At 53.8% G+C, this 12721-nt stretch carries 7 protein-coding genes and 1 pseudogene; all 8 read left to right on the plus strand.

Features of this window, described 5'->3' with window-relative positions:
• The first annotated feature begins 202 nt into the window (after window positions 1-202).
• Window positions 203-1444: a site-specific integrase gene (locus tag BQ7480_RS06200; protein WP_072542161.1), complete on the plus strand. Its 1242-nt coding sequence runs from the start codon at window positions 203-205 to the stop codon at window positions 1442-1444.
• 74 nt (window positions 1445-1518) lie between these two features.
• Window positions 1519-1926 carry a BRO-N domain-containing protein gene (locus BQ7480_RS06205; RefSeq protein ID WP_072542162.1) on the plus strand — a complete coding sequence of 136 codons (408 nt, stop codon included), beginning with the start codon at window positions 1519-1521 and terminating at the stop codon, window positions 1924-1926.
• Window positions 1927-2164: 238 nt separating this feature from the next.
• On the plus strand, window positions 2165-2515 hold the full coding sequence (locus tag BQ7480_RS06210) for a helix-turn-helix domain-containing protein (protein ID WP_072543929.1): 351 nt from the start codon (window positions 2165-2167) through the stop codon (window positions 2513-2515).
• Window positions 2508-2888: a helix-turn-helix domain-containing protein gene (locus BQ7480_RS06215; protein WP_130070802.1), complete on the plus strand. Its 381-nt coding sequence runs from the start codon at window positions 2508-2510 to the stop codon at window positions 2886-2888. Before BQ7480_RS06210 ends, BQ7480_RS06215 begins: the two co-directional genes overlap by 8 nt.
• 54 nt (window positions 2889-2942) lie before the next feature.
• Complete coding sequence (locus BQ7480_RS06220; protein ID WP_072542164.1) at window positions 2943-4523, plus strand: DUF4099 domain-containing protein; 1581 nt, start codon at window positions 2943-2945, stop codon at window positions 4521-4523.
• 150 nt (window positions 4524-4673) lie between these two features.
• Window positions 4674-6776 (plus strand): type IA DNA topoisomerase, encoded by a 2103-nt coding sequence (locus BQ7480_RS06225; protein ID WP_072542165.1) that lies wholly within the window; start codon window positions 4674-4676, stop codon window positions 6774-6776.
• 163 nt (window positions 6777-6939) lie between these two features.
• Window positions 6940-7392 carry a DUF1896 family protein gene (locus BQ7480_RS06230; protein WP_072542166.1) on the plus strand — a complete coding sequence of 151 codons (453 nt, stop codon included), beginning with the start codon at window positions 6940-6942 and terminating at the stop codon, window positions 7390-7392.
• Window positions 7379-12169 (plus strand): annotated as a pseudogene (locus BQ7480_RS06235) (N-6 DNA methylase); the annotation flags it as partial. The gene BQ7480_RS06230 and the pseudogene BQ7480_RS06235, both read left to right, overlap by 14 nt.
• Window positions 12170-12721 lie beyond the last annotated feature (552 nt).

Consider the following 12721-nt stretch of genomic DNA (forward strand, 5'->3'; position numbering starts at 1 on the left):
CAAACAAATTCCCCAAACAGACAAAGTTGAGTTACCAAATCGTTACAGAAAAAACGGGCTTTTGGAATTGTAACGATTTTCTTTGTAAGTCGCTGATTTGTCGTCTGTTGTCATTAAAATGTCCGCTTGTAAATCAATTATTAATCTTTCCTTTGCAGGCAATGTGTAACAGTTGTAACGAAGGAGCAAAATTAAAAGGTTTATGAGCAAAAGTACATTCCGAATCCTCTTTTATCTGAGGAAAAACTACCTGAACAAGTCAGGCAAGGCGGGTATCATGATCCGCCTGACGGTGAACGGTTACATGGTGCAGTTCAGTTCCAAACTGGACATAGAACCGTCATTGTGGGACACGAAAGCCGGGAAAGCGGCAGGAAACAGTGTCAAGGCAAGACAGATGAACTCTATGCTGGAGGACATCCGCACAGCCCTGAGCAATCATTACCGGTACGTGGAATCGCGTGATTCGTTTGTCACGGCGGAGAAGGTACGCAATGCGTTTCTGGGGTACGAGGTAAGGCAACAGACCCTGTTGGAGTTATTCAAGCAACATAATGAGGACGCTTCCAAACTGAACGGCATCAGCAAGGCTCCGGCTACGCTGGTGAAATATGACCGGACTTACCGCCGGCTGGAAGAATTTATGAAAGTGAAATATAAAGTGTCTGACATCGCCCTGCGGGAGATTGACCACAAGTTCGTGACGGACTTCGAGTTTTATCTCCGTACCGTCAGCCGGTGCAACGAGAATACTACGGGCAAGTTCATGCAGATATTCCGCAAGATAGTCCTCATCGCCAAAAACAACGGATGGATAACCATCGACCCGTTTGCAAACTATCATATTCACATGAAAGCGGTGGACAGGGGCTATCTGACGGAGCAGGAACTGGAGCGTATTCTCCAAAAGGACTTTAATTCGCGTCGATTGGAACAAGTTCGAGACGTATTCATCTTTTCTTGCTTCACGGGGTTGTCATACGTGGATGTAAAGAACCTTACCAAAGAAAATGTCTGTATTTCATTCGACGGGAAACAATGGTTGCGGCTGCACAGGCAAAAAACTTCCACTGCGGTCAATCTCCCCCTGCTGAAAACTCCTTTGGCAATATTGAAAAAGTACGAGGACAAACTATCAGACGGACGGTTGCTGCCTGTATTAAGCAATCAAAAACTTAACTCTTACCTGAAAGAAATTGCTGACATATGCGGGATTAAAAAGAATTTAACATTTCACCTCGCAAGACATACTTTCGCTACGACAACTACGTTGGCAAAGGGTGTTCCCATCGAAACGGTATCTAAGATGCTGGGACATACGAACATAAAAACCACACAGATTTATGCGCGTATCACCAACGATAAAATACGTGAGGACATGGAAATGCTTGCCGGGAAACTGGAGGGCATCGAAAACATTGCATTGCAAGCGGTAAATCATTGAACGGATTGTAACAGCGAAATGACAAATCGTCCCTGCTTATATGGAAAATTATATCACTTAAAAAATATATCGGTATGGCAAGAAAAGGATTTTTTGAGATAGAGCCTGCGCCGGGGAAACCGGAGGGGATTTCTGTAAGGATAGAACCGGGGGCGGACGGTGACGTGTGGATGACGGTAAACGATATTGTAAAGGCATACGGTGTGTTCTACCAGACGGTACGGGCAGGGCTGAAAGCCCTGAAAAAGTCCGGGGATTTTGACGAATACCGGGATGTAAAGATTGAGCGTTTCACCTACAAGGGAAAAACATGCAGCATAGAACTGTATAATTTGCGAATCGTTATCGCCCTCGGATTCAAAATGAACGGGCTGACATGTCAGCGGTTCAGGAAATGGGTGGCATCGCGACTTGCAGAATCCTACCAACGGAAACCATCTGCCTTGTTCCTATACATGGGAAAGGATACTTTCATAAGCTGAAAAAGATTCCCGGATTATGAATCTGAGTATATCCGGTCTGCTCCAAGTATAAACCAGTCCAGACTGGATGAACCATAAAGCCCTGTCCGTGCAGCAATGCCGGGCAGGGCATTTTTGTGCCCCGACCTTGCGTTCCGGGAAGAAAAATCAAGAAAATCATTATGTAGTATGTACATACTATATAATCCTCCTCTTGCAGATTGCACATCTTTGCAGCGTAATCAAAAACAAGAACGATATGGAAATAGTAACAATGGACCATGAAGTCGTAAAAGCGATGATGTCGAAAATCGACCGGATAGCGGCTTATGTATTCAAAAAAGAGAATGTGCCCAAAGAGGAGCCGGAAATTCTGCTGACCAGCGAGGAAACCGCCGACCTGTTGAAAATCAGCACAAGGACGCTCCAACGGATGCGCAAAGACCGCACTATCCCCTATGTGATGATGCGGAACAAATGCCGCTACCGCCTCGCGGATCTGGAGGAATGTGTACGGACAAAAATCGTGAAATGCAACCCGCAGACACTGGAAGAGTTCAGACGGAACTATCTGTTGAGCGGAAGGGATGGAGGACGGGAATATGATTGAGCGGGAATTGTTCGAGGCATGGATGCAACGCATCATGGAACGACTTGACCGTCAGGATAAAATCATCTCAGTGCTGATAAACAAGGATGCCGCCGGAGTGAAGTACATGGACGGTGAGCGCCTGTATGACAATCAGGACCTGTGCGAGATGCTGCGCACCAGCAAGCGGTCGCTGCAACGCTTCCGCAGCGAGTACGGACTGCGCTACCGGAAAATCAGCCGCAAGAGCTACTATACGGAGTCAGACGTGCTGGACTTCATCAACCGGAACATGGAGGAAGTCGTGCAAGGAGGGGTGAAAATTCTGAAAATGAAAGAGAATGCGGAAAAAAAGTCCCCGGTCAAGGCAAAAAGAAAAGGCAACGGGAAATGAAAACAGAAAAAACGGCGAAAGCCTGTGATTCTATAATTATTAAAAACATCGAAAATGGAACAGAAAAAGAAAAACGAGAAAGACGTGCTGGTCGTCCGCGACGAGAAGACGGGCGAAATCAGCGTGGTCGCCGGGCTGGACAGCAAGGGCTATCCGAAGACGGCTCCGGCAAAGGCGGAACACTCGCAGGACTTCCTGCGCTTCGACCGCCACGGGGACATGGTGGACAACTTCTTCAGGAACTTCTACCGCCAGTGCAAGGAGCCGACACGCTTCGGCTTCTACCGGGTGGCGGCGGACATGGCGGATGCGGTGCTGCCGGTCATCAAGGATTTGCTGAAAGACCCTGCGGCAAACGCGGAAATGCTTGCGGCGCACAAGGTGGACACATCGGAATACCGGAAGCAGGCGGAAATGGAGAATGTAAAACAAGAAAGCGACAATGAACCCCTTAAAAAGACAGAAGAAATGGAACAGAAAAAAGAAGAACAGAAACAGGAAGTGCAACAGCCTCAAACGGCTGAAGCGCAAGATGAGCAGCAACCGCAGAAACAGGAGAAGCCGAACCTGATAGCGGACGACCAAGTGGACTGGAATGAGCTGCTCAAATGCGGCATCGACAAGGAAAAGCTTTCAGAAAAGGATTTGAAAGCCCTGATGAATTACGGCAAGACGGGGCTGGTGACGGTGAAGCCGACCTTCGGCTACGAGAGCTACGAGCTGCAAGCCCGCCTCTCGTTTCAGAAAATGGAGGACGGCAAACTGAAACTGACACCCCATTTTATCCGTAACGAGCCGCGCCTTGACATCCCCCACAACGGCTACACCTTCACGGACGAGGACAAGAAGAACCTTAAACGCACGGGCAATTTAGGCAAGGTGGTGGATGTGGCGGATACGAGAACCGGAGAAATGCGCCAGTCGTATATCAGTATCGACCGCCTGACGAATGAAATCGTGGACGTGCCTGCCGACAAGGTGCGCATCCCCTATCAAATCGGACAGACCGGCTTGACAAAGGAAGAAATGGACATCCTGCGTGCCGGGCTTGCCCTGCCCAAAGAAGTGACATTATCCAACGGGCGCAAATTTCAGGCATTACTTCAGGTGAGCGCCGAAAAACGCGATGTGGAGTTCGTGCCGGGGCAGCGACGTCAGCAGCAGTCGCAGCGTCAAAGCAAGCAGCAGGACAATCCCGATGCACAGGGGCAGACGCAAGAAAACGGCGAAAGGCAACGGCGCAACCGCTCGTGGACGAACGAGGACGGAAGCATCCGCCCGATAAGCAAATGGAAAGACGACCTGTTCAACGAACAGCAAATCGCCGACTACGTGGCAGGCAAGACGGTGGTGCTTGCCAATGCGAAAGACGACCAAGGGCAGCCCTGCACGAAGTACCTAAAATTCAGCCATGAGAAAGGGCGTCCGCTGACCTACTCGCAGAATCCCGACCTCGCGCAGACCGTCGCCCCGTCGAACGAGAGCAGGACGCAGCTTGCCGTGAACAACGAGGGCAAGACCAACGAGGCCACCAAGCACGTGAAGGAGCCGTTGCAGCAGGGTCAGACCGCACCGAAGGACGAAACCCAGCAGAAACGGCAGACAAGAAAATCCAAAGGTGTGAAGGTGTCCTGATTGCCGCCACTAAATCCATCCGACAATAATCAACGGATTGAAACGGGGAGCATACACCGCCCTGTACCGCATATCCCATGGACAAGGACGTGCCCCGTTTCATTCCCACCCAAAGAAACAAGAGTATCAACAGATTAAATAGAAAAAGACATGATTACCATATTGGCAGAAAAACCGAGCGTCGCCCGTGAGATAGCACGGATTGTCGGCGCAATGAAGAAAGAAGAAGGGTATTTCACCGGAAACGGCTACCACGTGACATGGGCATTGGGGCATCTGGTACAGCTCGCCATGCCCGACGGGTACGGCATCAGGGGCTTCCGGCGCGACAGCCTGCCCGTCATTCCCGAAAGGTTCGAGCTTGTCCCCCGTCAGGTGAAGACGGACAAGGGCTACAAGGCGGACGCTGCGGCGGTGAAACAGATTAAAGTGATAACCAAGCTGTGGAACGAGAGCGACAGTATTATCGTGGCAACCGACTGTGCCCGTGAAGGGGAACTGATATTCCGCTACCTCTATGCCTATACCGGCTGTACCTTGCCCTTTCAAAGACTGTGGATAAGCTCGCTGACCGATGCCGCCATCCGCAAGGGACTGAAGGAACTGAAGGACGGTCACGAGTACGACAGCCTCTACCATGCCGCCAAAGCCCGTAGCGAAGCCGACTGGCTGGTGGGCATCAACGGCACGCAGGCATTGACCGTCGCCGCCGGACGGGGCACGTATTCCGTAGGGCGTGTGCAGACACCCACGCTGGCGATGGTCTGCAAGCGTTTCTGGGAAAACAAGCGTTTCACGCCCGAACCGGTACACCAGCTTCACTTTACCGTACCATCGGTAAGCGCAAGTGAAGTGGTAAAGTTCGCCTCGGTGGAGAAATGGAAAGACAAGGAGGAAGCCGCCGCATTATATAATAAGGTAAAGGCACAAATGGCGGCAACCGTTGTCAAAGTCGAAAAGAAAGAGAAGGTGGAGAACCCTCCATTATTATATGACTTAACTACACTTCAAAAGGAGGCGAACACGAAGCACGGCTTCACGGCGGAGCAGACGCTTGACCTCGTGCAGAAGCTCTATGAGGCGAAGCTCGTCACCTATCCGAGAACGTCGAGCCGCTACATCCCGGAGGACGTGTTTGACGAAGTGCCTGCGCTGTTCGACCGTCTGGCAGGTCATTCGTCCTTTGCGGAGAAGATTGCAGATATGGGCGAACTGAACCGCCGCAGCGTGGACGCATCGAAAGTGACCGACCACCATGCGCTGTTGGTGACCCCGAACCGTCCGCTGGCTCTTTACAAGAACGAACAGCTCATCTACGACATGATTGTGGGGCGCATGATTGAGGCATTTTCCCTGGAGTGCGTCAAGGACACGACCACCGTCCGTGCGGAGTGCGAAGGCGTGGCGTTTGAAACCAAAGGGTGCATCGTCCGCAAGGCGGGCTGGCGTTCGGTCTATGGCGAGGACAGGGAGGACACCGTACTGCCCGACTGGAAGGAGGGCGACACGCTGTCGATGAACGGCTGCACGATGAGTTCGGGCATGACCCGTCCGAAGCCGCTGCACACGGAAAGCACCCTGCTGGCGGCAATGGAGACCGCCGGACGCGAGGGCGTGGAGGACGAGGAAGCGCGGCAGGCGTTGAAGGACTGCGGCATCGGCACGCCCGCCACCCGTGCCGCCATCATCGAGACCCTGCTCCGGCGCGAATACATGGTGCGCGTGAAGAAGTCGCTCGTGCCGACGGAGAAAGGGCTTGCCCTGTATTCCATCGTGAAGGGCATGGACATCGCCGATGTGGAAATGACCGGGCGCTGGGAGTCGGAACTGGCGGAGATAGAAAAAGGCAGGACGCCGCACGAGGCTTTCCTGCACGACATCGAGGACTACACCCGCAAGATAACCACCGAACTGCTCGCCTGCGACAAAATCTTTGGTCACAAGGCATCGGGCTGCGCCTGCCCCAAGTGCGGCACGGGCACGATGCAGTTCTACGGCAAGGTGGTGCGCTGCGACAACCCGGACTGCGCCCTGCCGGTGTTCCGCCAGATAGCGGGCAGGACGCTCACCGACACGGAAATGACCGACCTGCTGGCAAAAGGGAGGACGGGTGTCCTCAGCGGCTTCAAGAGCAAACAGGGCAATCCGTTCAGCGCGGCGGTCGCCTTCGATGCGGATTTCAACACGAAATTCATCTTTCCCGAAGCCAAAGGCACAAGAAAGAGTACAAACATGAAAGGAAGAAGAAAATAATGACTACCTTTGCCACTGATTCATGTAATAATCTGTTTCAATTCGTTGATACTGTTTCTTTACATGGATTTAGTGGCGGCACTCGGAGGGATACCGGGTGCCTTTTTTCTTCTCCTTTATCCATATCAATATCCGATTTTTTCACCACTAAATCCATAAAAAGATGAAACAGAACAAGAAAACCGTTCCGGCGGAACTGTCCTATTACGGGCTGTACCTACTGGACTACCTGAGAAAATACCATCCCGACAAAGCATCGGATACCGGTTTCATTGCCGGACGCGAAGAAGCAGCCACCGCCACCTTCGAGAAGGAAAGGCTGGCGGGCGGCACGGTGGAGGACGCCCACGAGGAAGCCATGCGCGTGCTGCTCGAAGGGCTGCACTTCTCTCCCTACGCCCTGCTGACGGAGGTCGTGGAGAGGGAATTTGCCGACGAGGTGGCGGAACAGGAGCGTGAACCGTTCTGCCGCAGGCTCTACCCCCACCTGAACAACCTGTTTGCCGGTTACGACACGTCGGATGACACCTTCGCCCTGTCACCCGCGCATGACCTGCTCTACACGGAGCTGGTCGGAACCGTCATGCTTTATCTGGAGTCCTATGGCGTTCAATAGGAAACAGAAGCTGAGGGACAACATCGAGGCGGTACGCACGGCGTTCACGCTTGACCGGGAACGGCGCACCCCGACGGAAAGGGAACGTGCGCTGCTGGAGCGGTACTGCGGCTTCGGAGGGCTGAAGTGCATCCTGAACCCGGCAAAGGAACTGGCGGATGCCGTGCATTGGGTGAAGTCCGACCTCGAACTGTTCGCCCCGACGGTGGAACTGCACCGTATCATCCGTGAGAACAGCAGGGACGAAACGGAGTACAAGCGGTATGTGGACTCGCTGAAAGCCTCGGTGCTGACGGCGTTCTACACGCCGCAAGCCATCACGGACACCATCGTGGACGTGCTCCACGACAAGAAGGTGCGCCCGAAGCTCGTGCTGGAGCCGTCGGCGGGCATGGGCGCGTTCATCGCCCCGGTACTGTCGGACAATCCGCAGGCGGAGGTGATGGCTTTCGAGAAAGACCTGCTGACGGGCAAGATGCTCGGACACCTGTACCCGCAGCAGAAGATACGCAGGGAAGGCTTCGAGAAGATAGAAAAGCCGTTCCTGAACCGGTTTGACCTTGCCATCTCCAACATCCCTTTCGGGGATATAGCCGTGTTCGACCCGGAATACACCAATGGCTCGGTATTCAAAAAGATAGCGGCAAGGAAGGTGCATACCTATTTCTTTCTGAAAGGGCTGGACGCGGTGCGTGACGGCGGTATCGTGGCATTCATCACCTCGCAGGGCGTGCTGGATACGGAGGGCAACGGCGGCACACGCTACATGATGATGAGAAAGGCGGATCTGGTGTCCGCCATCCGCCTGCCGAACAACCTGTTCACGGACAATGCCAACACGGAGGTGGGGTGTGACCTGATTATCCTGCAAAAGAACGAGGGCAAGGAGGAACTTTCCGAAGAAGACAAGAGGTTGGGCGATGTCGTAAAGAACAACCATACGGGAATTTCCACCAACGGGTATTTTTTCGACCACCCAGAATACATCATCCACACCGACGCGAAAAGGGATACCGACCCCTACGGCAAGCCGGCTATGGTATATACGCACAGCGGCGGCGTGGAGGGCATCGCCACGGACTTGTACCGGATATTGTCGGCGGACCTGTCGGCACGGCTGGATTTGGAACGCTACAATGGCGTCAAGGCTGAAAAGCGTGAAACACAGACGATTTCCGTCCAGCCGCAAGTTCAGGAAGTACAACAGCCGAAGGTGGAAATAGAAGAAAAAACGGTACAGCCAAATGCAGAAGCGGTAAAATCCGCACCGCAGGTCGTGGAAACGAAACAGCACGAAGCTCCTGTCATGGACTTGTATGACCTGTTCGGCTACACGCAGGAGGAGCGCAGATTGGCGGAACGGGGACTGAAACCGGAGAGGAAGAAAGGAGCCAAGTTCAAACGCCGGAAGCCGGTGCAACCGTCATTGTTCCCGATGCCTGCTGACTGGCAGGGGGTAACGGCGAAAAAAGAAAATGAAGCGGCAAGAGGCAGAAGCGCGGAAACGGCTCCTGCCATCAGCCCCGAAGAGGTACGGGAAATAGAGGAAATCATCCGTCAAGGGGCGAGCGGAATGCCGGAAAGCCGGCACGAAGAGCCAGTACCCCTGCACGGAAAGACCGAAGGTGCTACCGCCCCAGCCGAAGACGATGACCCGGAGGATGCCGTTTACCGCAGTCTGGACTGGGAAACGAACCCGCCCATCAACGGCTTCTATGAAATGATGATGTCGCTCACGCCGGAGAAACGTGCCGAACTGCGCCGGATGGGAAAGGAAAAGATGGATGCCAATGCCGCCAAGCAAGCGGATACAGTCCGACCGCAATCCATACATCCGGTCTATCCAGTAGAGAACGGCTTTGAGGCAGAGGGAAGAAGACGGATTGAGCGTGTGGAAAGGGAGATGCGCGAGGAGGAAGCAGCCCAGACACCGGAAGAACGGCAGCGCAGGAAGGAGGAAGCGATGATGCCCCGTCCGTTCAAGGGCATTATGGAGCCGCACCTGAAGGAAGGTTCGATGGTATGGGAACATACCGGCGGCGTCCGTTTCCAAATCGGGGTGCTGAAGGATGTCACCAAGTACGGGGCAACATTCCAGCCGCTCGACATGGAGGGGATGCATGCGCAGAAGGCACAGCTCTACATCGACCTGCGCAACACCTACGAGCGGCTCTACACCCACGAAGCGGAAAACCACGAGGAAAACGCCTTGCTGCGCCGCAACCTGAACACCTACTATGACGAGTTTGTCATGCGCTACGGCAACCTGAACGCCAAGCACAACGCGAAACTCGTCCTCATGGACGCTTCGGGGCGCAACATGCTCTCGCTGGAGCGCGGCGAGAACGGGCAGTTCGTCAAGGCGGACATCTTCGACCATCCCGTTTCCTTCGCGCAGGAAACGCTTGCCGGAGTGGAGTCGCCCGAAGAAGCCCTGTCCGCCTCGCTGAACCGGTACGGCGGCGTGAACCTGCCCTACATGGAATCACTTTGCGACCTGCCGCAGACAGAGATACTCGAAGCCCTGAAAGGCAGGGTGTTCTACAATCCGCTGGCGGATGGTTACGAGATAGCCGACCGCTTCATCGCAGGGAACGTGGTGCAGAAGACCGCCGACGTGGAAGACTGGATAAAGGAAAATGAAGGGCACGGGATGCTGCCGCAGGCGCAGGAGGCTTTGGCGGCATTGCGCGAAAGCATACCCGAACAAATACCGTTTGAGGATTTGGATTTCAATTTCGGGGAGCGGTGGATACCCACGGGCGTGTATGCCGCCTACATGAGCCGCCTGTTCGACACGGAGGTGCGGATAACCTATTCGGAAAACATCGACGAGTATGCGGTGGCGTGCAGTCACAAGACGATGAAAATCACGGACGAGTTTCTGGTGAAGGGCTATTACCGCCACTACGACGGCATGAACCTCCTGAAGCACGCCCTGCACAACACCTGCCCGGACATGATGAAAAGCATCGGCAAGGACGAGCACGGCAATGACATCAAGGTGCGCGACAGCGAGGGCATACAGCTTGCCAATGCGAAGATTGATGAAATCCGCAACGGCTTCACCGAATGGCTGGAGGAACAGTCTCCGGAGTTCAAGAAACGGCTGACGGACATGTACAACAACAAATTCAACTGCTTCGTGCGCCCGAAGTACGACGGCTCGCACCAGAAGTTCCCGGACTTGGACCTGAAAGGCTTGGGGATAAAGGACTTGTATCCTTCGCAGAAGGACTGCGTATGGATGCTGAAATTGAACATCGGCGGTATCGCCGACCAGGAGGTTGGCGGCGGCAAGACGCTGATAATGTGTGTCGCATCCTATGAGATGAAGCGTCTGGGGCTGGTTCACAAGCCGATGATTATCGGTCTGAAAGCCAACGTGCGCGAGATTGCCGAGACCTACCGCAAGGCTTATCCCAACGCGAAAATACTCTACGCCTCGGAAAAAGACTTTACGGCAGCCAACCGGGTGCGCTTCTTCAACGACATCAAGAACAACGACTGGGATTGCGTCATCATGTCGCACGACCAGTTCTGCAAGATACCGCAGTCGCCGGAGTTGCAGCAACGCATCTTGCAGGAAGAACTGGACTCGGTGGAGGAAAACCTCGAAGTGCTGCGTCAGCAGGGTAAGGATGTGTCACGTGCCATGCTGAGGGGGCTGGAGAAAAGAAAAATCAACCTTCAGGCGAAGCTCGAAAAGGTGGAACACGCCATCAAGTCACGCACGGACGACGTGGTGGACTTCAAGCAGATGGGCATCGACCACCTCTTTGTCGATGAGAGCCACCAGTTCAAGAACCTGACGTTCAACACGCGCCATGACCGTGTGGCGGGACTGGGCAACTCCGAGGGAAGCCAGAAGGCGTTGAACCTGCTGTTCGCCATCCGCACCATACAGGAGAGGACGGGCAAGGACTTGGGGGCGACGTTTTTGTCTGGGACTACCATTTCCAACAGCCTCACGGAGTTATATCTGCTCTTCAAGTACCTACGCCCGAAGGCGCTGGAGAAACAGGACATCCGCTGCTTCGACGCATGGGCGGCGATATTCGCCAAAAAGACCACCGACTTCGAGTTCAACGTGACGAACAACATCGTGCAGAAGGAACGCTTCCGCTACTTCATCAAGGTGCCGGAGCTGGCGGCGTTCTACAACGAGATAACCGACTACCGCACGGCGGAGGACATTGGCGTGGACCGTCCGAAGAAGAACGAGATACTGCACCACATACCGCCCACTCCGGACCAAGAGGTGTTTATCGGGAAGCTGATGGAGTTCGCCAAGTCGGGCGACGCGACGATATTGGGCAGACCGCCGCTCTCGGAAACGGAGGAGAAGGCGAAGATGCTCATCGCCACGGACTACGCACGGAAAATGGCATTGGACATGCGCATGATTGACCCGAACTACGAGGACCACCCCGACAACAAGGCGAGCCATTGCGCCAAGATGATAGCGGAGTATTACCGCAAGTACGACGCGCAAAAAGGCACGCAGTTCGTCTTTTCGGATTTGGGTACGTACCAGCCCGGTGGCGGCTGGAGTGTCTATACCGAAATCAAGCGCAAACTGGTGGAGGACTACGGCATACCCGCCCATGAAATCCGCTTCATACAGGAGTGCAAGAACGAGAAGGCACGGAAGGCGGTGATAGAAGCGATGAACGAGGGGTACGTGCGTGTGCTGTTCGGTTCGACGAGTATGCTCGGCACGGGCGTGAACGCCCAAAGGAGGGCTGTCGCCATCCATCACCTCGACACGCCGTGGGTGCGACATGAAGTCGCATAGATAATTGTTGGAATGATACTTACGGGTATCAGCTTTAACCCGCTGTTCCGTCAGCGGTAGCCTACCGACCGATGCACCTTAATGTTGTATTAAGCGGTCGGGACGAAGTACACTTTCGCAAGACAAGACAGAACCGTGAGGGGAAGTCAAGTACGGTTAGTATCATACCGTAGAGTGGCGAGGCTGGATAGTATGGTTAGCGCAAGCGAACTGTTAGTAAACTTCGTAATGTCACGAAAGAGTGTAAGATACTGGCACACTCTACCCAAAAGGGAAGCGGTCGGTTAATCCTCTCCATGGTAGGATTACACGGATATAAGCACCGCCGGAGGATGAGACAGAACCTAACCTATCCGTTAGTTATCTATGTGGAACATGGTAAGCCTGTATATCTCCTGTCATGTAAAAATGACAGGTAAGCTGACAGCAATGAAAGCCGAATGGTGTGCAGGTATAAGATAACAGAAAAAGCGAATGCCGTTCTGTAATGGAGCGGATACGGATTGAACCGACATCACGGGCTGATGTGGG

Origin of the sequence: Bacteroides mediterraneensis (assembly GCF_900128455.1) — a bacterium.
Lineage (GTDB): Bacteria > Bacteroidota > Bacteroidia > Bacteroidales > Bacteroidaceae > Phocaeicola > Phocaeicola mediterraneensis.

What these genes read in the sequence shown, in the direction of transcription:
- BQ7480_RS06215 (WP_130070802.1), top strand. Translation starts at nt 2,508, where the DNA reads ATGATTGAGCGGGAATTGTTCGAGGCATGGATGCAACGCATCATGGAA.
- BQ7480_RS06225 (WP_072542165.1), top strand. Translation starts at nt 4,674, where the DNA reads ATGATTACCATATTGGCAGAAAAACCGAGCGTCGCCCGTGAGATAGCA.
- BQ7480_RS06220 (WP_072542164.1), top strand. Translation starts at nt 2,943, where the DNA reads ATGGAACAGAAAAAGAAAAACGAGAAAGACGTGCTGGTCGTCCGCGAC.
- BQ7480_RS06210 (WP_072543929.1), top strand. Translation starts at nt 2,165, where the DNA reads ATGGAAATAGTAACAATGGACCATGAAGTCGTAAAAGCGATGATGTCG.
- BQ7480_RS06205 (WP_072542162.1), top strand. Translation starts at nt 1,519, where the DNA reads ATGGCAAGAAAAGGATTTTTTGAGATAGAGCCTGCGCCGGGGAAACCG.
- BQ7480_RS06200 (WP_072542161.1), top strand. Translation starts at nt 203, where the DNA reads ATGAGCAAAAGTACATTCCGAATCCTCTTTTATCTGAGGAAAAACTAC.
- BQ7480_RS06230 (WP_072542166.1), top strand. Translation starts at nt 6,940, where the DNA reads ATGAAACAGAACAAGAAAACCGTTCCGGCGGAACTGTCCTATTACGGG.